At 62.5% G+C, this 22,721-nt stretch carries 17 protein-coding genes; 4 read left to right on the top strand and 13 right to left on the bottom strand.

Annotation, left to right across the window (positions count from 1 at the left end):
- Positions 1-38: 38 nt before the first annotated feature.
- The gene (locus BUS42_RS15635; RefSeq protein ID WP_074307745.1) at positions 39-398 is read left to right on the top strand and encodes an STAS domain-containing protein; all 360 of its coding nucleotides are present in this window, start codon (positions 39-41) and stop codon (positions 396-398) included.
- A gap of 42 nt (positions 399-440) precedes the next feature.
- On the opposite strand, the gene BUS42_RS15630 is transcribed toward BUS42_RS15635, so the two are convergent.
- Positions 441-2,057: a tetratricopeptide repeat protein gene (locus BUS42_RS15630; protein ID WP_159452232.1), complete on the bottom strand. Its 1,617-nt coding sequence runs from the start codon at positions 2,055-2,057 to the stop codon at positions 441-443.
- Complete coding sequence (locus tag BUS42_RS15625; RefSeq protein ID WP_074307743.1) at positions 2,054-2,335, bottom strand: hypothetical protein; 282 nt, start codon at positions 2,333-2,335, stop codon at positions 2,054-2,056. The genes BUS42_RS15630 and BUS42_RS15625 overlap by 4 nt, the downstream gene beginning before the upstream one ends.
- A 125-nt stretch (positions 2,336-2,460) precedes the next feature.
- Here BUS42_RS15625 and BUS42_RS15620 point away from each other — a divergent pair, with 125 nt between their 5' ends.
- Entirely contained in the window at positions 2,461-3,552 is a 1,092-nt protein-coding gene (locus tag BUS42_RS15620; RefSeq protein ID WP_074311103.1) for a potassium channel family protein, read from the top strand.
- Here the strand turns inward: BUS42_RS15620 and BUS42_RS15615 are convergent.
- A complete protein-coding gene (locus tag BUS42_RS15615; RefSeq protein WP_074307741.1) occupies positions 3,546-4,118 on the bottom strand; it encodes a thioredoxin family protein in 573 nt (190 codons plus the stop codon). The genes BUS42_RS15620 and BUS42_RS15615 overlap by 7 nt on opposite strands.
- Positions 4,119-4,571: 453 nt before the next feature.
- Here BUS42_RS15615 and BUS42_RS15610 point away from each other — a divergent pair, with 453 nt between their 5' ends.
- Complete coding sequence (locus BUS42_RS15610) at positions 4,572-5,708, top strand: hypothetical protein (RefSeq protein WP_074307739.1); 1,137 nt, start codon at positions 4,572-4,574, stop codon at positions 5,706-5,708.
- Positions 5,709-5,903: 195 nt separating this feature from the next.
- Here BUS42_RS15610 and BUS42_RS15605 read toward each other — a convergent pair whose 3' ends face one another.
- Entirely contained in the window at positions 5,904-7,349 is a 1,446-nt protein-coding gene (locus BUS42_RS15605; RefSeq protein WP_074307737.1) for a hypothetical protein, read from the bottom strand.
- A 1,285-nt stretch (positions 7,350-8,634) separates the two neighbouring features.
- Positions 8,635-9,228, bottom strand: a complete 594-nt coding sequence (locus tag BUS42_RS15595; RefSeq protein ID WP_074307735.1) for an RNA polymerase sigma factor — start codon at positions 9,226-9,228, stop codon at positions 8,635-8,637.
- Positions 9,229-9,797: 569 nt separating this feature from the next.
- On the opposite strand from BUS42_RS15595, the gene BUS42_RS15590 reads away from it, so the two are divergent.
- Positions 9,798-11,219 carry a matrixin family metalloprotease gene (locus tag BUS42_RS15590; RefSeq protein WP_254053540.1) on the top strand — a complete coding sequence of 474 codons (1,422 nt, stop codon included), beginning with the start codon at positions 9,798-9,800 and terminating at the stop codon, positions 11,217-11,219.
- 109 nt (positions 11,220-11,328) lie between these two features.
- On the opposite strand, the gene BUS42_RS15585 is transcribed toward BUS42_RS15590, so the two are convergent.
- The 8 genes from BUS42_RS15585 to BUS42_RS15550 all read right to left on the bottom strand — a co-directional run bounded on the left by BUS42_RS15585 (position 11,329) and on the right by BUS42_RS15550 (position 22,524).
- On the bottom strand, positions 11,329-13,275 hold the full coding sequence (locus tag BUS42_RS15585) for a S9 family peptidase (RefSeq protein WP_254053539.1): 1,947 nt from the start codon (positions 13,273-13,275) through the stop codon (positions 11,329-11,331).
- 380 nt (positions 13,276-13,655) lie between these two features.
- Positions 13,656-14,918 carry a hypothetical protein gene (locus tag BUS42_RS15580; RefSeq protein WP_074307734.1) on the bottom strand — a complete coding sequence of 421 codons (1,263 nt, stop codon included), beginning with the start codon at positions 14,916-14,918 and terminating at the stop codon, positions 13,656-13,658.
- Positions 14,919-15,112: 194 nt separating this feature from the next.
- Positions 15,113-16,447, bottom strand: coding sequence for a reverse transcriptase family protein (locus BUS42_RS15575; RefSeq protein ID WP_074307732.1), 1,335 nt, complete (start codon positions 16,445-16,447; stop codon positions 15,113-15,115).
- A 9-nt stretch (positions 16,448-16,456) separates the two neighbouring features.
- The gene (locus BUS42_RS15570; RefSeq protein WP_074307731.1) at positions 16,457-17,653 is read right to left on the bottom strand and encodes an RNA-guided endonuclease InsQ/TnpB family protein; all 1,197 of its coding nucleotides are present in this window, start codon (positions 17,651-17,653) and stop codon (positions 16,457-16,459) included.
- Between the two features lie 397 nt (positions 17,654-18,050).
- The gene (locus tag BUS42_RS15565; protein WP_074307728.1) at positions 18,051-18,860 is read right to left on the bottom strand and encodes a methyltransferase domain-containing protein; all 810 of its coding nucleotides are present in this window, start codon (positions 18,858-18,860) and stop codon (positions 18,051-18,053) included.
- Positions 18,861-19,047: 187 nt separating this feature from the next.
- Positions 19,048-19,938, bottom strand: coding sequence for a phosphotransferase (locus tag BUS42_RS15560; RefSeq protein ID WP_074307726.1), 891 nt, complete (start codon positions 19,936-19,938; stop codon positions 19,048-19,050).
- A 70-nt stretch (positions 19,939-20,008) separates the two neighbouring features.
- Positions 20,009-20,713: a 3-keto-disaccharide hydrolase gene (locus tag BUS42_RS15555; protein WP_074307723.1), complete on the bottom strand. Its 705-nt coding sequence runs from the start codon at positions 20,711-20,713 to the stop codon at positions 20,009-20,011.
- A gap of 479 nt (positions 20,714-21,192) precedes the next feature.
- A complete protein-coding gene (locus tag BUS42_RS15550) occupies positions 21,193-22,524 on the bottom strand; it encodes a Gfo/Idh/MocA family protein (RefSeq protein ID WP_074311098.1) in 1,332 nt (443 codons plus the stop codon).
- Between the last annotated feature and the right edge of the window lie 197 nt (positions 22,525-22,721).

The raw sequence follows: 22,721 nt of genomic DNA, 5'->3' as shown, positions 1-22,721 counted from the left end.
GGCGGAACCAAGTTTCTCATTTATTTGGAATTGGAACGATGACGAGAACTGCTTATCCCCGCGTCCTTGTGGAGACAATTCACGGGGTGACCATCGCGAATTTTGCGGATGCCGAAATCCTCAACGAAGAGGTTATCGGTGAAGTGGACGAACAACTGCAAGAATTGATCGGAGGACTTGGGCAGGCGGATGTGCTGCTCAACTTCCGCGAGGTTCGCCTGATGTCGAGCACCATGCTCGCCGTCCTCCTCAAGTTCGCACGCCGAGTGACGGCCGCCGAGGGCCGGCTCAAGCTCTGCTGTATTGCCCCCGACCTGGCGCAAGTTTTCAAGATCACTCGGTTCGACCGGATCTTCGAGATTTACGACGAAGAATCAAAGGCTCTCGACTCGTTCTAACGAAACCGAGCGGCTTGTTGCGGGCCGAGGGCCCTGCCGCTCTTACAAACCGGCTGGCTGTTCCGGAGGTGCTTCACGACCGTCCGGGACCAGGCTGGAAGCACCTTGCGGATTTGGTTTTTTGGGTTTCGAGAGGGGGCGGACCCGGTCGCCTCGACCTTGGGCCCAGAGCCGTAGGTTCCCAAGCTGCTTCTGTCCCTTGAGGAAGTAGAACTCGTCGAGCGAGTCGGTTTGCTCTTGGTAACGCCGGTCGCGCTCGGCCTCCCAGCCGGGTGCGGGGCGGAGGAAGCGCTCCCGGGCCATCTCGTTCACCAGCACGCTCGCGACGAGTTGGTGGCCTTGGATCGAAGGATGCACATGGTCGACGAGCCAATCGTCGCCGAGAATGCCTCCCCGGCTTCGCGCCGAGAAGATCGTGACGAGGTCGATCACGGGAGTTCCCGTGGCGCGGCCGACGTCGAACATCGCCTGTCTCATCGGCTCGAGCATCCGTAACGGGCAGACGTCCGTCTCCTTGGCGTCGATGAACGACTGGCGCGCTTCCTCGGTTTGGTCCCACTGCTGATAGCATTTCGCGAGCGCGTAGTGGATTCCCGCGTGCTGGTTGTCGATCGCGATCGCCTCGCGGAGCCGCTCGATCGCGTTGGGCAGGCTCTTGCCATACGCCTGGCGGGCCTCGTCCCAGTGCGCCTCGAACTGCCGCCGATCCTCGTTCGACAGACCCGGCCGATGTTCCGACTTGAAGGGCGGGGTATCGAGGTTATACACGGGGTTGATGAGGATCACGGGCACCCGCGCCTCCTGAGCCATCCGGACCATCCGCCGGAGGTTGAACTCGAAGTGGTCGATCACGTCGCGCCGCCAGTCTGCGTCGTGATGGTAGGTCTCAAGCCCGCCGAAATAATCGAGCTTGGCCTCGACCGCGGGGCCGAGAATCGCTTTCTCCGGAACAGGTGGCCGTCCCCCCAGCGCGGTCGCGACCGAGCGGACCAGGCCGAAGATTCGGAGGCCGGACACCCATTCGAGAGGACGTCTGACGGAATCTGACACATGTTTGATGTGCTGGTATGTCCTGTCTTCAAGGAACTCGTTGTGGCTCATATCAATGAGAAACAGGTCGGGCTGGTAGCTCCCTAGCTCGCGCAACACCTCGGCGAGTCGATAGCTGGCGTAGGAGGTGCCGCCGCAGTTGATCACCCTCCAGGGGTGCGACGGGTCGGCGGCCCGGAGGCTGAGTTCGAGCCAGGTGGTGTACGAGGTCTCCTTCGCGAACGGCCGACCTTGCACGGTCGACCCCCCTAAACAGAAAATCCGAAACTCACCGCGAGGCTTGACCGCATCGAACGACTCGGGGCAGAAGAACCGGTCGTGCGCGGGGGGAATTTCGTAGCGCGTCCGGTCACGATTGAGGACGAACAGTGGGTAGACGGAGCTGAAACCCACGAACGGATCGTCGTGCAGGGCAGGACGCTGCCAGTCGAAGACGCGCAGGACCGCTTCGCTCGCGGCGAACGGCGCAAGGCCGATCAACACCGCCAGAGTACGGATCAGCACCCCGCGCCAGCCACGGGGTGACTTGCCGGTTCGCGACGCGGGGCTGGTTCCGCCCGCCATTGCAGGGTCTGCTTCGCGGCCCGGTTGAGGAGAGAGTGCGGTCATCGCTCGTGATCGCTCGGCGGTTGCGTTGCGTTTTTTGCCAACGTCGCGGGGGGATCGCGCCCTTCGACGATCCCCAATCGCTCGAATGGGGTCAAGCTCTCGTAGGCGGGAGTCTTGCCATTTTTCCTGCCGGGCCCCTGGGGTTCGGCTGATCCCAACGAGTTGATGTCGATCAAGGTCGTCGTCGCTTGTTCCGTTCGTCGGGGAGTGCCCAGTGGCGATGGGGCGATCGTCCGATTACGCTCGAACGGCTTCGGACGTTCGCTTCCAACCGGCATGATCCGCCACTCCAATCTTCGGCCAGGTTCCTCCCCATGTGCTTCCCTTGCCCGTTGACTTCGCGATGGACGCGATCGGATCGGATTGTCGCCGCCTTTCGCCAGGCGCGATGGTGGGTGACTCGATGAAGTGGCTCACGAACGTCAGGTCCGGCCCGGGACGGATGCGGGCCCCGATTCGTCTGGCGATTTACGCCCGCTATTTGCGCTACTTGCTCTGGGAGTTCCGCTGGTCGTTGGGGATCTTCTGGTCACTCGTCCTGGTCGGCGGCCTGGTGCTCCGTCAGTGCTATCACCATCGGCCCCTGACCTATGTGGAGGGGTGTTATAGTGTTTTCCTGCTCATCTTTCTCGAGCCCTACCTCGACTTTCCCGATGAGTGGTATTTGCAGCCCCTGTTCTTCCTGTTGCCGATCGTGGGCCTGGGGGCGGTGGTCGACTCGCTCATTCGACTGGGCTACCTCGCGTTCACCAAGAAAAGCCAGCTACCGGAGTGGCAGCGCATGATGGCCTCGTTGTACCGCAACCATATGATCGTTGTCGGGCTGGGTAAGGTCGGGTTCCAGATCACCCAAGGAATCCTGGCGCTCCGCGAGCCGGTGGTCGTGATCGAGCGGATTGGGAGCGACTCGGCTCTGATCGATGAGATCATCGACCTGGGAGTGCCCGTGATCCGGGGCGACGGCCGGAACGCGAAGACGCTCGAGTTGGCCGGGATTGGCCATGCGCGGGCGGTCATCCTCTCGACCAGCGACGACCTGACCAACCTCGATGCCGGCCTGACGGCCAAGGATTTGAATCCCGGGGCCAAGATCGTTTTACGCTTGTTCGATGAATCGCTGGCGGCAAAGATCGCCGGTGCCTTTTCCCTGCCGGCGATCTCGACCGCCCAGGTCTCGGCCACGGCGTTTATCGCCGCGGCCACCGGACGCAAGGTCTATCAGCGGTTCCAACTCGCCGACCAGCCGCTCCACCTGATCGACCTGACGATCTGTCCAACCGGCAACCTGGTCGGCCGGACGGTCGGTGACGTCCAGGCCGATTCCAAGGTCAACGTCGTCATGCATCACGGAACGGCCGGCGCGAACGTGAACCCAGGGCACGAGATCGTGTTCGAACCGGGGGACATGGTCCTCGTGATCGCGCCGATCGAGCGGCTGATCGAGATGGAATCCACCAACCGGCCCGGCCAACGGCCCGAGGCCGGTGCTCAGTAGCTCGGCTCGTTTCCGGGTTTCCACTTGATGTTGCAGCCGAGGCTCGGCTTCTGGGCTTGCGCAACCGGTTGGCCCGCGAGCACGGCGTCGAGCGCTGCTCGGAGATCCTTGCCGGTCACGGGAACGCCATTGCCTGGCCGACTCTCGTCCAATTGACCGCGATAGACCAGCGACTGATCGCGGTCGAAGACGAAGAAGTCCGGGGTGCAGGCCGCCTGGTAGGCCAGGGCCACAGCCTGGCTCTCGTCGTAGAGGTAGGGAAAGGTGTAGCCCGCCTCTTCCTTCTCTCGCGCCATCATCTCGGGCCCGTCGTCCGGGTGGGAGACCACATCATTCGCACTGATCCCGATCACCGCGACCCCTTTGGCCTGGTATTCCCGCCCCAGATCCGCCAGTTCCTGGCGGACATGCTTGACATAAGGGCAATGGTTGCACATGAAGATGATCAGGGTCGCTTTTGCGTCTCGGGTATCCGCCAGGGCGACGGTCGTTCCCGCGGTATCGGGGAGGCGGAAGTCGGGGGCTTTCGACCCGAGAGGTAGCATGGTGGACGGCGTCAGCGCCATGGAGAGGGCTCCAGTCAAAAGGGCAATGGGAATGAAGTCGTCGTGAGGAGAACGACCTGGTCCGTATTATAGGCCCCAGGCTACCTCCGTGCTTCCTGACGGCTGGACCTTTGGAGCGGGCCCAACCTTTTCGGATGGACGTGACCACGTCAGTTCTCCGTTCCGGAATCCGGTCGATTCTGACCTCCGCTCGGCGATTCTGGAGCAGCCCGAGCCGGCAGCCTCGCCTTGCGCCGGGCAGGGGCGGCCCGAATCGGAAAGAGGCCGATCGACCGTTGTCATTGCCCGTCCCTGGGGTTAGGATTGCACCCATGACCGGGTGACGGGCGTCTGGTCGAAACGGTTGGCTGGTAGCGAAACGTGAGTTGACTCTCACGTGAAATTGCGTTTGCGACGCTCGCCCTCGGGCTCGAGTTAAGACGGTTCTCGTCGTACGCGAAGGGAGAGATTTTGATGCTCTGGGTCCGTCGTCTAATCGTCATGTTGGCTGTTGTTGCCGTGCACGGGACTTCGGCCAACGCGCAATTCAACTATCCCGGTGGCTACGGTGGTTGGGGCTGGGGCGGCTGGGGCGGCGGAGTCGGGACCGTCCAGGGGGATGTCGCCCGAGGACTCGGGGCGTTCGCCGAGGGGGCTGGCGTCTACAACCAGCAGACGGCCGTGGCCAATTCGATCAATGCCGATACCGCGATGCGCTGGAACCAGTACGTCTGGGAGTCGCAGCAAGAGGCCAATCGCCGCTATCACGAACGGCTCGCCCGCCAGCGTCAAGGGATTAACCAGGCCCGCGAAGCGGTGGCCCGCCGACTGAGGGACAACCCCGAGCCACGCGACATCCAGCGAGGCGACGCGTTGAACGTGGCGCTGGACGAGGTGTTGGACCCGCGCGTCTACTTCCGAAGCCTGAAGGCCACGAGCGTCAAGGTGCCCGGCACGCTGATTCGGGACATTCCGTTTCAGTATGCGTCGGCGGCGATCACGGTCAGCGTCGATCAGTTGACCAAGGGGGGCCTGCCCGAGTCGCTGAAAACCGAGCCGTTCGCGACCGATCGCGCGAATCTGAAGGAACTGGCCGCGGAACTGCGCGCGCAGAATGAGGAGAAGGGCCAGTTCGATCCCGCGACGCTTGAGAAAGCACAAGGGGTGATCCATGCGATGCGCGACAAGGTCGAGAAGACGCTCCCCCGGGGGACTCGCCCGCGCACCGAAGCCGAGCGCTATCTCAAGGCCCTCTTCGGGCTGACCCGAATGCTGCAGACTCCGGCGATCAACGTCCTTCTGGCCGGGGTCGAGTCGCGTCCCGAGGTCACGCTGTCCGAGCTCTTGACGTTCATGAGTGCGAACAACCTGCGGTTCGGAGTTGCCAACGGCCCCCGCCAGCAAGAGGTCAACACCACGCTGTATCCCCTGCTGGTGAAGGCCCGTGACGAGGCGGCGGCGTCTCTTGAGGGCACCGTGGCCAAGGTCGACACGAATGGCGACTCCCGCGCCTCGGACTTCTTCGCGGAGATGCCCCTGGAGGTTCTCGACCGCAAGCCGAGCACGAAGCCAGCGCCCCCCGCCCCCGCCCCCGCGCCTGCCCCGAAGTGATCCGAGCTTACGCTCACCTCGTCGTACTTCTCGCTCGCCCCCAAGGGTGAGCGAGAAGCCTATCGTTGGTTCAACGATTTCCGTAGGGTGGGCACGGCCCACCATCTTAACCTCCCTTTTGGCAAGGAGATCGGGATGGTGGGCTGTGCCCACCCTTACGGGAAAAATCCGATCGTGCACCCCTCATATACCGTGTCATCCACTGCCTGACACGGCCTTGAGGTCGGCCCGCTGGGTCTCGTAGGTTTCGCGATAGGCGAGCACCTGGGGATCGGCGGCAATGCCCCAGGTTGCGCACGCCTGTTGGTAGATCTCGGGCCACCAGTTTTCGTGCCGGGTCAGCCCCTGGTCGTAGACCGTGGTCCAGTTGCTGAGGATCTTCGACCAGCACTGGTCGCCGTAGTCGATCGCCTGCTTTCGGTCGCCGAACTCGGGGATGTACCATTCCCGGCCGAGCGACGCGTGGAGGACCTCGTCAGCCCAGTCGAAGTCCTGGATCGTCGCGATGAGCGGGTCGCCTGACTGAACCCCCACCTCCCACTCGTAGCGCTTGCCGGTCTTGGCCATCAGACCTTGCTCGATGAAGTAGAGCACCGCGTGCCGCTCGATCGGCGTGCATTCGGTATTGAGGCGAAGTGACCAGTTGTGCGTGATTCGCGCGACCTTCCAGTCGATCCCGAGAGCGGCGAAGCCCACCTCGCCCATCATGGCGTGTCGCGCTTCGTCCCAGAGTTGGCGACTCATGTCGCGGTAGTAATTCCAGGGTTTCCCCTTGGTTTCGTGGATAATGCTCGCCATCATTTCCGGCACGTCGATCTCGCGGAGCCGCTTGAAGAGCATCATCAGCGTCTTGGACCGCGGGTCGAACGCCGGGTCGTAGAGGAACGCCTCGGGGTTGACTCCCTGGTTGTAGAGGTCCTGAAACCGCTCGTCGCGGCGGGGGACCGGGTCGTAGACATAGGGGGTCGCCGAGTGAAGTGGCGCGATCGCTTGGCCCGCAGGCCGCGCGGGCGCGGATCCGTCGACCCCTCCGCTGACGGCCAGACAATCGTCGAGCAATCGCGACCAGGGCTCCATGGCCCGTCGTGCCTCGTCGTCGACGAGGCAGGCGAGGCTCCGCACGCCGAAATCGATCATGTCCGCCAACTCGAGCCGGGCGAAGCGGCAGACGCGCACCGAGGGAGCATCGGTGAGCGGGTTCGTGTCAGCCATGTGCCGCGCCAGGGCCGCGTCGAGCGCGGGCAGGGCCTTTTCGTAGAGCCCCACCAGCCGTTCCCCAGTCGTGGGAGCGGCGAAAATTTCATTGAAAAGCAGCTCTAAGGCCGGATCAGGCACGACTTCCAGGCCCAGCGGGGGCTCACGCATTTCGCCCACCCGGGTGCGGAGAGCCAAAACATGCTCGGAGCAGAGATACGCGTGGAGCGAGAACGCCGTCTTGATCTCGTAAATTGGTTCGGCGGTGATCCAGGCGGTGAAAATCTCGTGGAGCCGCCGGAACGCATAGTGAAACCGCTTGAGACGGGTGACGCAGGCCTCGATCCCAAGTCCGGGGCGAGTCGCCTCGGTCATGGTCGCCAGGCCCGCCAGACTCGGCACGCCCCGATACGACTGATAGCTCGCGATCTTGCTCGACGCCGTCATCGGGCCGTCTCCCTCTCATTTTGCCAAGCCGGAATCAACACCAATGCATGGAGATCGAGCCTCGATTATACTCCGATCCGGCTCTCCATTCCGCGAGCAAAACCTGATTCTTCGCGGAACGATCGCCGGCCGCGAGGTCCGACTGGACAAAACAGGGAAACCGTTCTAAATTTCGTTGATCTGCCGCCGAAATGTGTTAACAAGAAATCGGTTTATGGCGATAATGAACATAGACCGATCGGCGATCACGCTTAAGTCTTATAAAATCCGCGATCCTTTGCTGTCGTGACGTCAATCGTCAACGACTGTTGACGGCACAACGGCGTGCCTTATCGGGAAGCTAAACCACGATGATAATCCCCAGTAATCTCCCCCCTCAACGTAAGCAGAGCCGTCCCGCTAAATCGTCGACTACGCCCGTCTACTGCATCGTGGGCGACACCCTCTGCGAAGTTCGGATCTGGTCCGACGCCGAATGGGAACGGCTGGATTCGGCCGCCAAGCCCTCCCAAGTCAGCCATGTTCCCGGACTCGGATGGGTCGGTGCCGTTCTCGGCCCCACGGAATTGAGATAGCCCTCCATCTTCCATCCACGCATTCAGTTCGCCTCCCTCGGCGGTTTCCCTGGATGATTTACGCAAGAAATTGGGGAATCCGGTTGCCGTAAGTTGTCTATCTTGCCCATAATGCCAACCGGGTGGACCATTTGCTTGGTTCTTCGGGGAAGAGCCCCCGTTCTTCGGAACGGGCTGGGGGAACTCGCACCGCAGGGTGCAGCGTCAAGGGGGGTGCATGATGTCCGGACTTCAATCGAGTCGCCGCCAAGCCTTGCCCTTGGCTTCGGGTGAGCGGAAAAATGGCCAGGAGGGGACGTCTTCCGCAACCGATCGCCGTGTTGGCTCCCGCGACCTGCCGAGTCGGTTAGCATCGGCCCGAGCGCAGGCAAGTGGGCGTCGTCCGGGTTCGGCCGAGTCATCCGGGAGCGCCGAGCAAGAATTCCGGGAGGCGATTGAGGACTATCAGCAAAAGAGTGGGCGAATGTTCCCAACCTGGAGTGAAGTGCTTGAGGTGTTACAGGGTTTGGGATATCGCAAGCTCAACGAGGAGCAGGTCCCTCTCAGATCCTCTTGATTGAAGGCTCGATCGGCCGCGTTTCCGGCCCAAACCGTGCGATGACCTGCTTGCGTGACGCGCCTCGACCCTCTCCGGGGCCACTCCGCGAACCGAGGTGCGGGCAGATCCGTCGAGTCTCCCGGCTTGCCTGGCAACGAACCCCTTTGTGCAATCATGGGTCCTTGCGAGCATCCATGCGTCGACGGATCGTTTCGATGACCCGGCGCACGGTGCGTTCATGCAACCCGGTTTGCGCGGCGATTTCCTCGAACGTCAGGCCCTGACGCCGAAGCTCGATGACCTCCGCCTCGCGGGGGCTTCGCCCTTCGAGGAGTTGGTCGAGCCGCTCCCTGGCTTGGGCATCCTGGCTGGGCGTGGGGTCTGAGGCAATGAGTTCCCGCGGGATGTCGCGATTTCCCCGACGGATGTAGAGCGGTTCCTCGCGCTCCACGTCGTACTTCTGGGTCAGCGAGCGTCGCCGGTATTCTTCAACGACCTTGTTTCGTGCCACTCCCGCGAGATAACCGCGGAGGTCGCGGACCTGCGCGAACCGCTCCGGATCGTGATTGAAAATTCGGAAAAAGCTATGCCAGACATCCTGGACAAAATCCATCGAATCAAACTGGGACCGGAGCGGCCGGGGCAATCGGACACGAACCATCATCCGGATGTCGTTTTCAAAGCGTTGCAGGCTCTGGATCGCGTCCTGGTCGCCCGCTTTGGCCTGGTCGATCAAGTGGCCGAGGTTCTCGTTGGTCACGTCCATCGCCTTGCCCCTCAGACTTGAAGAGGTTGCACCGGCTTGACAGTGCGCAGGCTAGGGGTCTGATTCATCGGGGGTCCTTAGTCGCGTCCCGATAGTTGTCACTATCACCCGACGACGACGCATCTTACAAGGACCCTCCGAGGGCCAGATACCCTGATGACCGATTGCCTCGTCCGAAAAGTTTACTAAGTAGAAGTCGGCGGAATGTTTGGGCGTGGTGAGCAAACACTGAGCTTTTCCTGACACACCGTTCGTTTTTTCATGCGAGCTGAGGGAAAAGGCAGAGAATTCCTGCCCGGTTGACGAGGGAAATTGCAACTGAGTTTAGGGAGTGATCTCGAAGTCGACCGATTCATGATGACCGGCTGGTGGCGATCGAGGCTCCCCGATCGGATCGCGGACGTTCCGCGGCGATCGGAATAGGTAATACTCTTCTTGTGGCGGAAGAGTGGTTCCGACACGTAGGGAAGATTTCGGTGAGCGCCTCAAGGATCGGTCGTCAAAGGCCGAACATGGACTGAATTCAGTCCGAGGCCTCGGACCTCAAGGTTCGACGCACCAAGGAGTTTATGATGAATCGCATCACCGCCCGATGCCGCGACGCTGTACGTCGGATTCGAGACCGAGACCGAGACCGTGCCCGTGCTCGGACACTCTGCCCCGCTGTTGAAGGCCTCGAAGATCGGAAACTGCTCTCCACCGCCAACGGCGGACACTGGTACTACCCCATTCGGATCACCTACAGCTTCATGCCCGACGGCACAAGCATCGGTGGGGTGCCCAGTAACCTGTTCCAGTCGCTCAACGCCATCGCTCCCACCACCACGTGGCAGGACCAGTTTCGCAAAGCGGCCGCCATCTGGCAGCAGGTCGCAGGCTTCAACATCGTCGAAGTCCCCGACTCGGGCGATCCGGTCGGTGGAGTGGGCAATCAGCAAAATGATCCCCGCTACGGCGACATCCGGATCGGCGGCACTCCGATGAGCATGGGCTACCTGGGCTATGCTCTGCTGCCGCCCCCGATCAATGGTGGTCCCGATGCCGGCGACATCGTGATGAACACCTCCCAGTTGTGGAAGATCAACAATGACTACGACCTCTTGTCGGTCGCCATTCACGAAATCGGCCACTCGCTGGGCATGGGCCACTCGGCGATCGCCACTGCCGACATGTACTCTTATTATAACGGGATGAAGCAAACCCTGCAGTCGGATGACACCTCGGGAATTCAATACCTCTACGGACCGGTGCCGGCCGACGCGACTCCCAACAACGTGGGGCTTTCCTCCGCCATCGACCTGTCCTCGCTGATCGATCCGCAAGGCCGGGTGTCCTATGCCTTTGGGTACGTGACGAAACTTGCCAACCCTGAGTATTACAAGGTGACCGTGCCCAGCACGACGACCGGGACGATGACGGTGACGATGCAGTCGTCGCTCCTCAGCTCGCTCACGCCCCGGCTGAGCGTCGTCAACAGTGCGCAGCAGACCCTCGGCACGGTTACTGGCACTGGCCTCTACGGGGCGACCATCTCCTTCACGGTGAACAACGTTGTCCCGGGCGAGACCTACTACCTGGTCGCCAAGGCGGCGAAGTCCGGCCCCGGTGAGAATGGCGCCTTCGGATTGCTGATCAACTTTGGCAACAGTTACCTCCCTCCGATCACCCCCTACGATACCACGGTGGCGCAGCAGCCCGACCAGGGGGTCAATGGATGGTCTCCTGAAATGACGCCGAAGGACATGCGTCGGCCTCTGCGTTTCCTTCGGAATCAGATGGGCCCGAATCAGGGGGATGACACCCCCGATTCTCAGGTGATCGCCATCAAGCTGGGCGATGGTCAAGGTGTTTCTTATGCTGATGCCTTGCTGGCAACCCCGCGGCGGCAGTCGTCGCGGTTCCGCCAGCCGCTGCATCCCCGCCAGTCATCGCATCTGCGGCAGCCGTTACACGCCACGCACCCGCGCCCTTCGCGGTTCCGCCACGCTTGAGCGCATCGCCACATCACGGGATCAGACGCTCGGGTTCGGTCGAGATCTCCGACCGGTCCTGAACGCCTGACCGTGCCCTTCGTTTCGTGGCGATCGCGGATTTTCCGTACTACGGACGATCTCCCAGGAGGTGGGTCTTCAGGAAGAGGACTTCGACCTCCTGGAGATAGTCCTGATTCTTCTTTTTGGCGAAGCCGTGCCCCTCGTCGTTCGCGACGATCGACCACACGGGCTGGCCCGCGCGACGCACCTTCGCCACGATCTGCGCCGATTCCGACGCCGGCACCCGCGGGTCGTTCTTCCCTTGCGCCACCAGCAGGGGAACCTTGATCTTGTCTGCGTTCATCAGCGGTGAGATCGTCTCGAAGATCGCCTTCATCGCCGGGTCGCGCTCGTCGCCATACTCCGCCCGGCGGAGGTCGCGGCGATACCCTTGCGTGTTCTTCAGGAACGAGATGAAGTTTGAGATTCCAACGATGTCGATGCCTCCCTTGAGACGGTCGCTGTAGTGGGTCAACGTCGCCAACGCCATGTAGCCGCCGTACGAGACCCCGATCACCCCCACTCGCGATCCGTCCAGCCCGGGCTGGTTGGCGATCCAGTCGAGCAAGGCGCCGATGTCCTTGACGGCATCCTCACGCTTCGGACCGTTGTCGAGCTTCAGGTACGACTTGCCGTACCCGGCCGATCCGCGCACGTTGGGGAAGACGAGCGTGATTCCCAACTCCTCGATCAGGTAGTTGGCGCGGCCGAGGAACCCGGGACGATATTGCCCCTCGGGACCGCCGTGGATGTCGATCAGGACCGGACGCGGGCCGGGGAACCGGGTCGAGTCCGGGCGGTAGACAAACGCAGGGATCGACAGGCCGTCAAAACTGGGGTAATGAATCAGCTCGGGCTCGGCGAACGTGGCGGGGTTGAGGCCCCCCGTCTCGCTGCTCGTCCAGCGCGACAGGATTCCGTCGTCCAGGTCATACGAATAGACGTCGGTCGTTGCCCGCGCTGAGGTCAGGCTGAACGCGAACTCGCGTGAGTGCCGACGAAACTGGATGCCCCCGACCTGGCCGGCGGGGAGCGCCGGCCCTGGCCGCTCTCCGCCGCTCGCGACGTCGAGGATGTGGATCCGCGAGATCCCGTTCTCGTTCGCGGTCAGCACGATCGTCGTGCCGTCATCCGAAAGGTCGAAACCGTCTACATTCCAGGGAATCCCAGCCGTCAAAGCGGTCGCCGTCCGGGTGGCCAGGTCGTACCGCGTCAATCGGCGGAATTCGGAATCCCAATCCGAAGTCCAGTAGATTGCCCGCCCGTCCTTCGACCAGCGCACTTCCGCATACGAGACCGCCGGCGCTTCGGCCGAAGCCTTCGGGGTGATCGCCTCGGTTTGCCCAGTCTTGACGTCGATTAAGTGGACATAGCTCTCGTTGATTGAACGATATTCGACCGCCGCGACGCGCTGATCGTCGGGGGCCCAGTCGGCGATCATCCAGTCGCCGTTGACCTCCTTGAGTCCGCGGGCGGACTGTGGGCTAGCGGGGTCGACGATGAAGAGATCCATGTCTTTGCCATTGCGCGCATTGCTGCTCCAGGCAAGCTGGTTCCCGGAGTTCGACCACCGCGCCGCGACGTGCCGCGAGTGGCCGTCGGTGAGCCGCTTGAGCGAGCCTGCCTTGGGGTCGTTGAGAAAGAGTTGATAGTTCTCCGCCCCGCCTTGGTCGGCTTCGACGAGGAACTGCTCGTGCCCTGGACGTGAGCTCGCGCCGAGGACGCGGTCGGCGAGGAAGGTCTGCTGAGTCCGCGCTCCGCCCGGGGAGGTGACGAGGTGGACCTGGTTGGTGTCGGCGAACCGGGTTGTGATCAGGACCGCGCGGCGATCGGCGAACCAGCCCTGGAAGTTCGCCACGCGCTGGTTCTGATAACGCGACAACGATTCGATAAGCGTCTGGGGTATCTCGGGCACGCCTTCGGCGATGATCGAATCGGGCACGGATTGGCTCAAGCCAACCGCCGCGGTCAACGCAATCAAGACGGGGCAGGCAATGATCATGAATAAGCGCACTTGGACCTCACTCTGAGAGTTCTGAAGTGGCCGGTCGTCGTTCTTGACCTCGCCTCCACCCGGAGCACGGCCGGTCCTGGTTGGGGCTCGGCTCTAAGCCGTTGGTCTCGGTTTACTTTGATTTTCTGATGGGTGATTGCGGGGATGCATAGCCCACTGGGTGCCTCGGGTTGTACTCAACCCGTGAGCGATTGCCCAGGTTTTTGGCTCACGGGTTGAGTACAACCCGTGGCACCCAGGGCTTGCACATCATTCAATATTAAGGAAGACCATGTCCATCTGCTTCGCAGCGATGTCAACGAACGCGCCGGAGGCACTCAGCGGCCATTCCACCCATCCGGTCGTCCCTCAGAAATTATGAAAGAACCGAGAGTAGTGGCTTAGTTGAACCAGAGCGCGAACCCGAAGAATTCGCCTCGGAAGACGCGGAGGAGCCGACTCCAAAACTCGGGCTGGGTGACGGGTCCCACCTCGAGATAAGGGGCGGCGGCCGTTCCCTGGATCCAGAAGATCAGGTCCAGCTCACGCGGGTCGGTGAAGACTTTACGCAGGTTCACCGCTTGGTTGTCGGCGTCGCGCCAGAAGGGGACGAGCTTCTTACCGGCGAAGATCGCCTCGGCCTCGTCGAGGAAGCCGAGCCAGCCCTTGAGCATCTCGCCGGTCACCTTACCGTTGGGCAAAACGCTGTTCTGCTTCGGGTTCGGGATCCATTCATGGTCGTCATCGGTCTCCGCGAGGTAAGCCCGCCACGACTCTCGGCTGAGGGTGATCATCGTCTCCAGGTGCTTGAGCGCCGACTCCATTCTTGCGGGCTCCTTCACCGGGAAGTGGATCAGGTGGACGAATGCCAGGAGGTCACCGATCAGGCCGACTTTGGGGCCGTTCGCTCCCATCGGGTTGAGCCCTTGGGGATCGTTTTTCAGGAACGGGAACGGCGTTTTCGGTTTGGCGAAGAACAGGTGGGCCGTGTGGTCGAAGAGCTGCTTGGCGTCATGCGCCAGGTAGACGTCGGAGAGGCTCATCAAGAGGTGGCAATAACCGCGCAACCAGGCGACGTCGCCACGGTCGAAGCTGATCGGGAATGCCTCGGCCCCTGCGTCATTGGGCTGAGCCTGTCTGTCTTGACCGTTGAGCCGGGCGTAGATCTTCCAGAGCGTCTCGTCCTCGGTTGCCTTGCCGTCGCCGTCGAAATCGAGCCGGATCAGGCCGAAGCGGATGGGGAGCTTCACCGCGTCGTCCTGGACCCGTCCGAGTGTTTTTTCTGCCTTGGCGAGGTCGCCGATGAATTCCTCAAGGAGCTTGCGAAGGTCTTCGTAGGCGATCGGCGCGGGGTTTGGGTTCGCCGGTACCGGTAACCGTGCGAATGGGATCAGGCCGCCGGAGAGATCGGGTTGCAGCCCATGCTGATAAAACCCCTGGACCAGGTGCTCGACCGCGCGGACAAACTGGATCGTGCCGAGTCCGAACCGGGCCTGGGCGTTCCCCGGCTGGGCCTCGAGGATCGCGTCGAGCGCTTTCTGGCCCCCCGCGAGGTCGCCCGAGATCAAGTACCTCTCGGCGACGGGGCGTTCCTCGACGGCGTTGGTTCGAGCCACGGTGAGCGTGGAGACCAAAATGAACGAGAGGGCGAGGGCGAGGCGCATGATGGCGGTCTCTCGAGGGAAGGGGGGAATGGGGACTCCAACCGTTGGCGATCCCCTGCGGGACGCGTCACAACGACCGGATCGATCGCTTGGGGACGGCGCGACCCGGGAAGCCGATCAATGAGAACGGCAATCGCCGGTTTCACCGATTCGACGCGACTCGGCTCGGTTCTGAAGAATAACCGTGGGGCCGTTTACCACGCAATGCGATCGAACATTCCGCGGAGCCGCTGACCGCGTTCGGGGTTGAGCGCCGCCACGTAGGCGATTCGCCCGCGCAGGTGCGCTGGGAAGTCGGCGTGCTGATCCCGGTTCTGGGAGTGCGGACCGAACTTGATGCAGTTGTTCAGTGTGGCCTTCAACCGGTCAAACTCCGGCCTGGGGAGGTTCGGCCGCACGTTCAGGACGACGCCGGCCACGCGCTGGCGAACCGCTTGACGCATCGCTCGCGTTTTCCGGGGCTGAACCGCGAATCCTTCTTCCAGCGCGATCGCGCCGACCTGAATCTGGAACCGTTCGACCGCGCGCGCGAAGCGGTGGTCTCCCGAGAAGGCCAGGTCGTCGGCATATCGAGTGTACCGGGCCTCGGTCGCGGCGGCGAGGGCCTGCAACCTGCAGTCGAACCGGTAGGCGCAGAGATTGGCCAGCGCGGGGGAGGTTGGAGCGCCTTGGGGCAGGTGGGCTTGGCGGTGGAGCCGCCTCAATCTCCAATGCTCGGGGCCCTGGATCGGACACCTGGGATCGGCCCAGACCTCGGGGGGGACGCTGTTGGTGCAGAGGCCCGAGAGCCGTCGGGCCACTGGCTCAGGATACCCGGCCGTCAAGAAAAGGGCGGTGATCCAGGCGGATGAGATCGAAGGAAAGAAGTCGCGGAGGTCCATTTTGAGGACGAGGGGCCGGCCGATGTGGGGCTCGATATAGGTCCGTACCGATCGGCCGACCCGGAAGCCGTGGGCGGCGTCGTGCGCGGGGACCTTCGCGATGATTTCGTCGAGCAACCGCCGCTGAATGGCCTTCAGGCGTGGTTTCGGCGCCTCGATCAAGCGGGCCGAACCGGAGCGCTTCGCCTGCCAGCGATAGTGGTAATGCCGGAGTTTTTCCGCGGTATTTCGACCTTCGCGGGCCTGAGGATCGGCGAACCAGTCGAGTTCGGAACGCGTCAAGCCAAGTCGTGCGGCAAGGTCTTCCGGGGTTACGATGGCCGGGACCGGCCAGGACCCCGGCGCTCCCGGTCCGGGGCTCATCACGGGAGGGGGCCGGCGGCTCCACTCCATCGTGAACTCATACCGTTCGCGGACGCGGCTGAAGCCGCGATCGCGGTGGATAAACCGGGTGATTTGTCCGGCCCGTGGGCGCGGTCCCGCGTTGAAGGCGGCCAGCAGCCGCCGCGCCAGGTGGCGGAGCCAACGCGGCCTTCGTCCGAGCGTCTGTTCACCTCGGGCGACGAGGCCATCGAGGTCCCAGACGCCTTCGACGAACGACTCGGCGAGTTCCCGGACGATGATGTCGGTATTCTGGGTGGTTGACACTCCCCATTCCTAAAGGCGGGGGATTCTCGGTTCGACACCAACAGCCTCGAAATGAGGTCTTACACTGGTTCTCCGAGCGTTTTGACTCTCCGCCTGCCCGGCGGCGAGCATCCTCAACCCTTCGTCCCTGATGTTACAAGCGGCAAGGAGGTCTCGCTTGTGATGGGCCCCGCAGTCGCAGTCCCACTCCCGATCCGAGAGTGTGAGCCGAACGTTAAGGGCACTGCATGCGTTGCACATTTTGGACGAAGGGAACCAGCGGTCGATGACCACCAGATGTTTGCGGTTCCACAGGCACTTGTATTCGAGCTGACGGCGGAATTCCCCCCACGCGGCATCGTTCACGCTCTTGGCCAGCTTGGTTTTCGCAAGGCCCTTCACGCTCAGATCCTCGATGCAGAGACCGTCATGCTTGCCGATGAGTTCCGTGGACAACTTATGCAGGAAGTCGTTCCTTTGGTTGGCGGTCTTCCGGTGGATGCGAGCCACCTGGATTCGGGCCTTGGTCTTCCGCTTGCTCCCCGGCTTGCGGCGGGAAACGGTTCGTTGCGCCTTGCGAAGTTTCTTCTGAGCCTTGCGGAAGAACTTCGGGGCCGGGATCGGCTCCGATCCATCGGAGAGCGTGGCGAAATCGATCAAACCCAGATCGATGCCGACCGTCCGTTCCGGACAAGGCGGCACCAGAGGTAGGTCCGGCATCTCGAATTCGGCCGTGAGGCTGACGTACCACTTGCCATCGGCGGAACGGCGGAACGTGGCGCTCTTGGTCGGCTCATCGACGGGCTGGCTCTGATAGATGCGGACGGGGCCGATCTTGGGGATGACGACCTTGCCGTCGACAACCTTGACCCGCTGGGGGATCCGGAATCGCGCCCGGTCCCGCTTCCGGTTCTTGAACGTGGGGAAACGGGACCGCCTGTCGAAGAAGTTGACGAAAGACCGATCGAGGTCCTTAAGGGTCTGTTGCATGGCTTGCGAATCTGCTTCCTTGAGCCATGCCGTTTCCGGTTTGGTCTTAAGGACAGTCAATTCGGCAGCCAAGGCGTGATAGGCGAGTGTCTTGCCAAACTCTTTGTAGTGTTCCCGTTTCCTCGCCAGCCCCCAGTTCCAGACCCAGCGTCGGGCACCGGCCATGCGGTTCAACGCATGAGCTTGCGCCTTGGTCGGCTTCATCCGGAAGCGGTAGACTTTGCGAAACTTGGACATGATTTTATTGTATGTGTGCTGTGTTCAGGAGTCAATCGTGTTCACGCCTTATGATAACAGCGGTGGTCGCCCCAACCAGTCTCGTCGGGCGTGACGTTTATTACGCGGAGCGTAACGTCCGTCACGCGCTGCGATCTCCTTGGAATCTGCTCCCCCGGGGTAACCCCGGAGAGGTGAGATCAACGATTCGATGACCGTTGGTTCACCCGCTTGGGGCGCCGCCGCCGGGTCACAACCTATCGGGCTGATGTACTTCTGTCAAGATGTGGTGAGACGGGGAGCGAAGCGGGTTGGCCGGAGTCAATCGGGAGACCCCGGGCCAACCCGCCGATCGGAAGTTGCGACGATTCGGACCTGACCTGACCGGGCGGATTCTCAGGCTGCGATTCGCGGCGGCTTAGCGGCTCTTGGTGGCCTGGAAGATGCCCCACTTCATGTCGCCCGCTTTGCAGAAGCCGTCCTTCATGGCCCAGCGATCACGCAGGTAGTTCAGGTCTTGTTCGCTGAACTCCTTGACGAACGCCTCGGGGTTGGCGGCGAGCCGGTCGGACTCGCGCTTCATGATGTCGAGGAACTTGTCGGTCGCGTCTTCGACGACCACGTCGACGAACCCGGCCGCTTCGAGGAGCTTGCCGTAGCTTGCCGGGTCGAGCAGGTTGTAGCCGGTCGAGGCGACATAGGCCTGGAATTCGGGCGAGCCCGCCCCGATTCCCTTGGCGTAGTCGGTGATCACGAGCTTGCCGCCCGGCGCGAGCAGGTCGTACAGCCGGGAGAAGAGGCCGGTCTTGTCGGCGACGTGCATCAGGGCGTCGCGGCTCCAGACGATGTCGAACGTCTCGTTGGCCGGGATCTCCATGATGTCGCCGAGGAGGAACGTGGCGTTGGTGCCGTCTTTGAGTTCGGCGGCCCGTTCCTGGGCGATCGTGATCATCATGGGCGCGAGGTCAATGCCCGTGACCTTCGAGCCGTGATCCTTGGCCAGGTAGAACATCGCGCCACCGATGCCGCAACCGACGTCGAGCACCCGCGCTCCGGGGAGCAGCCGGCCTTCGAGCTTGGAGCACAGGTAGAGGGTGGTCTCGTGACCTCCGGTGCTGATGTAGCCTTCGCCGAAGATCCTTTCGTATCGCAAGATCCCTTTACGGGTGTATTGACCGTTGTTGTCGTAGATCTGGGACGAGGAATCCGTGGTCTGCTCGGGCGTCATGGCGTGCCTTCGATTCGAGGATGACCGTTCTGGCAGGGACGGGATCGTCCTGTTGCCGACCCCTGCCGGCCAATCCTCTTTAAGAACGAGGAGGCCCCCGTCCGGGGGCGCGAAAGAAAGATTGTAGTTAGGAGATGGCGGTTTCTCCAAGCCCTTGTTCCTGGGATGAACCGCCTCCCCTCGATTCTCAAGGGGCGATCGCGGGGCTCTTGAGCTGTCTCCTGGCTTCGCGGTACGCCTCGAAATTCTCGTTGGCGTAGCGCACATAGTCGAAATCAATGTCGGACGCCACCGTCTGGATCACGGCCCAGAGCGCCTCGCGCAGGGACGACATGGTTTTGAGGATCCGGAGGTCGCGCAGGTCCGACGCGTGGATCGAGCCGCGGTACGCCTCGAGCAACGCGAGTTCCTGGGATTCGGAGAAGGCGTTGTTGGCGCAGACGCCCGCCAGGTCGAACAAGGGATGGCCGATCCCGGCGTATTCCCAGTCGACCAGCCAGATCCGCTCGTCGTCGTCGATGAGATTGCCGGCCAGCAGGTCGTTATGGCAGAGCACCGGTACGAACAGGCCGAGTTGCCGGGAAAGGTGGCCCGCGTCTTCGAGCAAGTGGTCGATATCGCTCGGCAACCGCGCGTTCAGCGAACCAGCCGTCTTCGCGTAGGTCCGAGCCGTCTGGAACGGGGAGAAGTAGAGAATCTCCCCGGTGAGCTCATCCCAGGATTCGTGCAGCGTCTGCAAGGCGGCGACCAGCCGGGGGATGAACGCGAGGTCGCGCACATCCTCGGGCGCGAGGGTCCGGCCCGCGACATGCTGGGTGACGAGCACACCGTCTTCCTGGTGGACGAGTTCGGGGGCGATCCCGCAGGCGTGCGCCGCCTTGTGGCAGACCACCTCGTTGCGGCGGTCGATTCCGAGCAACGTCTTGTCCACGCAGAGTCGCGCCACGTACAACTGCCCGGCGTCGCTGACCAGGTAGTTGTGGTTGGTGATGCCCCCCGGCAGCGGCTCGATCGTGACCGGCCGCGTCCAGTAGGAAAGGGTCTGAATGCGCTGGGTGTGGATTCGGTCCGTATTCATGGAGAAGTTTCGAGCGGAAGCGTCGTGATCGGGCGAGCAAGCCAGCGACATCAAACACCTGTACATGGGGTCAACGAAGGGTCGAGAGCTTGCCTTGTTGGTGGTCGTCCGACCCCTTGATCGCGCGGATCCGAACGTTGCGGAACTCGATCGTTCCGCCGTGGTTCTGGAGGCAGACGTACCCCTTGAGCGGCTTCTGCTTGAGCGCTTCGAGGGTGCTTTGATCGACGTCGATGATCTCCTGGCCGTTGAGTGTGGCCTTGATCTGGGAGCCGACGCATTCCACGACGATCCGATTCCACTCCGAGGCCGGCTTCATGGCGCTGACCTTGGGAGCGACATAGCGATAGAGCGATCCACTGCTATGCTTCGACGCCGGCAGGCCCGCGTCGTCGGTCAACTGGATCTCATAGCTATAGATCGACGGCCGAGTGGCCTTCGAGCTCTTGGGATCGAAGACCCGCGTGCGGATTCCCAGACCACTGTTGCACTTGGGGGCCATCCGGAACTCGACCTGGAGGACGAAATCCGCAAACTCCTCGCGGTCGTACCGCAGGAAGCCGAATCCCTTCCCGGTGCAAACGATCTCCCCATTTTGGACACTCCAGACCGGCCGGCTTTCGCCGTCCTTGTCGAAGTCCTTGACTCCCTCGGCCACCCACCCATCCAGATTCTTGCCGTTGAACAGATCCTGGAACTCCTCGGCCAATAAGGCCGCCGGGGCCCCGAGTAAGACGAGCAACGACGCCGTCACGACCCAACGAACGCGGAACATGGTCTCGATCTCCCGTTCGGCCGGATTCCAACCCCTCTATCAGACGGATCAGACGCCCCAATCCCTCTTCGACTTCGCGGGGGGCTCCAGGCATGCTTCGTTGCTGTGAAGGTATGCTCGGATCGAGACGAGGAGAGCGTCGGAGTCACGCGCTCCTGATTTTGTCCTTCGGAGCGCGGGACCCACGAAGCAACGGATCATAGCGTAGCGGTTCGCGAAAGGGAATCTCGCGAAGGTAGCGAGGTCAGGAAGTTTGAGATTGCCGGTGTTTTTGCCCCGAACCCGGTTGCCGTGGCGGTCCCAGGGGGGGGAGGGACAAGACAATCGCGCGGGCACGCGGTCCCTTTTTAAGCACCGGCCCGCCAGAGAGCGAGGAATCCTACTCGTTCCCACGGTCCCCCGTGGGAACGAGGAGCGAGAGGCTTCCTAACCCTGGATCGGGTCGTTGTTTTTAAGGAATGCAATCTTGAGTCGCACGCTCAGGCGTTGATCTCGTACCCTTTACGCTGTTCGCGACTCTGCCACTTGTTGGCTTCGGGGTCGCCGACGATTTGTTCGCTGACCGGGTCCCAGGTGAGCGTTCGCCCGAGCCGGAGCGCGATGTTGGCGAGGTGGCAAGTGGTGAGCATCCGGTGATGGGAAGCGACGTCGGAGACCGGCGTGGCTCGGTCGCGGACGCACTCGATGAAGTTGCCCATGTGGCTGTCGAGTCGCTTGCCCTTGCGAAGCGCGATCAAGGCCGACTCGGGGATCGGGTTCTTGGCCAGTTCGTCGACGGGCTCTCCCTCCAGCTTGCTCCGACTGACGAAGAAGGTTCCTTTTTCCCCCTCGAACGTGACGCCGTTCTCCGTGTCGTGACGGATCAGGAGCTCAACATCGTTGGGGAAGAGGCAGCGGACGAGGAAGGCGGTGGCCGTGTTATATCGGTCGTCCACGGTCGGCATCCCGTTTTTGAAGGGGACCGGGTGCTCGACCGAGAGCACTTCGACCGTCTTGGGGCCGGATTGATCCATGCCGATCGCCCATTGGGCAATGTCGACGTGGTGGGCGCCCCAGTCGGTCATCTTGCCTCCGGAATACTCGTACCACCAGCGGAAATTGTTGTGGCAACGCTCGGCGATATAGTCGACCTTGGGCGCTTGGCCGAGCCACATCTCCCAGTTGAGCGCCGCGGGCGGTTCGGTCTTGCGGAACGTCTTGCCTTCGTCGGGCGTGGCGCCGATGGCGCAGGTCACGCGCTTGACCTTGCCGATCCGGCCGTCGCGGACCATGGCGACGGCGGTCAAGAACATGTTCTTATCTTCGCTCCGCTGCTGGGTGCCGACCTGGAGGATTCGCTTCGTCTCCTCGACCACCTTGCGGAGTTGTTTGCCTTCGTCGATGGTCAAAGTGAGTGGCTTCTGGCAGTAAACATCCTTGCCCGCGCGGAGGGCGGCGATGGCGATTCGCGTGTGCCAGTGGTCGGGCGTGCTGATGGTGACGACGTCGATATCGTTGCGGTCGAGCAGCTTGCGGTAGTCCTCATAGGTGTCGGCCTTGCCGTTGCCGATGTTCTTGTCATTCTTCGCGGACTCGGCATGATCGCGGTCGACGTCGCAGACCGCCAGGATATCGCCGTAGCGCTTCACCGCCTTGGCGTCACCTCGCCCCATCCCGCCGAGCCCGATGCAGCCGACTCGGGGCCGCTCATTCGGCGCCTTGGTTTCGTCGGCCATGGTGCGCCCCCTGGAATCCGCGAACGGCAGGAGGATCCCACCGGTGCTCGCGGCGGCTGAGGCTCGTAAAAAGTCGCGTCTCGTCTGTCGGCTCATCGACCAAACCTCCAGGTGATGGGGCGAGCCGTGGCGTCGGCTCGTCCGGATGGGGGAGCGTCGGCAAAAGAGAATCGCGGGCACGTCGCGAATCTCCAGAGTCGGTCTTCGTCAAGGGGGGACGGCCGCCATTATAGCGAACGGTTGCGCCCGCGATGAGGGGGGCGTTTCCCCACGCGCCGAGGCATTCCGATTTG

The sequence above is a fragment of the Singulisphaera sp. GP187 genome (assembly GCF_900129635.1).
GTDB lineage: Bacteria > Planctomycetota > Planctomycetia > Isosphaerales > Isosphaeraceae > Singulisphaera.
This window is presented reverse-complemented; position numbering and strand designations above follow the sequence as displayed.

What these genes read in the sequence shown, in the direction of transcription:
- BUS42_RS15635 (WP_074307745.1), top strand. Translation starts at nt 39, where the DNA reads ATGACGAGAACTGCTTATCCCCGCGTCCTTGTGGAGACAATTCACGGG.
- BUS42_RS15630 (WP_159452232.1), bottom strand. Translation starts at nt 2,057, where the DNA reads ATGACCGCACTCTCTCCTCAACCGGGCCGCGAAGCAGACCCTGCAATG.
- BUS42_RS15625 (WP_074307743.1), bottom strand. Translation starts at nt 2,335, where the DNA reads ATGCCGGTTGGAAGCGAACGTCCGAAGCCGTTCGAGCGTAATCGGACG.
- BUS42_RS15620 (WP_074311103.1), top strand. Translation starts at nt 2,461, where the DNA reads ATGAAGTGGCTCACGAACGTCAGGTCCGGCCCGGGACGGATGCGGGCC.
- BUS42_RS15615 (WP_074307741.1), bottom strand. Translation starts at nt 4,118, where the DNA reads ATGGCGCTGACGCCGTCCACCATGCTACCTCTCGGGTCGAAAGCCCCC.
- BUS42_RS15610 (WP_074307739.1), top strand. Translation starts at nt 4,572, where the DNA reads ATGCTCTGGGTCCGTCGTCTAATCGTCATGTTGGCTGTTGTTGCCGTG.
- BUS42_RS15605 (WP_074307737.1), bottom strand. Translation starts at nt 7,349, where the DNA reads ATGACGGCGTCGAGCAAGATCGCGAGCTATCAGTCGTATCGGGGCGTG.
- BUS42_RS15595 (WP_074307735.1), bottom strand. Translation starts at nt 9,228, where the DNA reads ATGGACGTGACCAACGAGAACCTCGGCCACTTGATCGACCAGGCCAAA.
- BUS42_RS15590 (WP_254053540.1), top strand. Translation starts at nt 9,798, where the DNA reads ATGATGAATCGCATCACCGCCCGATGCCGCGACGCTGTACGTCGGATT.
- BUS42_RS15580 (WP_074307734.1), bottom strand. Translation starts at nt 14,918, where the DNA reads ATGCGCCTCGCCCTCGCCCTCTCGTTCATTTTGGTCTCCACGCTCACC.
- BUS42_RS15570 (WP_074307731.1), bottom strand. Translation starts at nt 17,653, where the DNA reads ATGTCCAAGTTTCGCAAAGTCTACCGCTTCCGGATGAAGCCGACCAAG.
- BUS42_RS15565 (WP_074307728.1), bottom strand. Translation starts at nt 18,860, where the DNA reads ATGACGCCCGAGCAGACCACGGATTCCTCGTCCCAGATCTACGACAAC.
- BUS42_RS15560 (WP_074307726.1), bottom strand. Translation starts at nt 19,938, where the DNA reads ATGAATACGGACCGAATCCACACCCAGCGCATTCAGACCCTTTCCTAC.
- BUS42_RS15555 (WP_074307723.1), bottom strand. Translation starts at nt 20,713, where the DNA reads ATGTTCCGCGTTCGTTGGGTCGTGACGGCGTCGTTGCTCGTCTTACTC.
- BUS42_RS15550 (WP_074311098.1), bottom strand. Translation starts at nt 22,524, where the DNA reads ATGAGCCGACAGACGAGACGCGACTTTTTACGAGCCTCAGCCGCCGCG.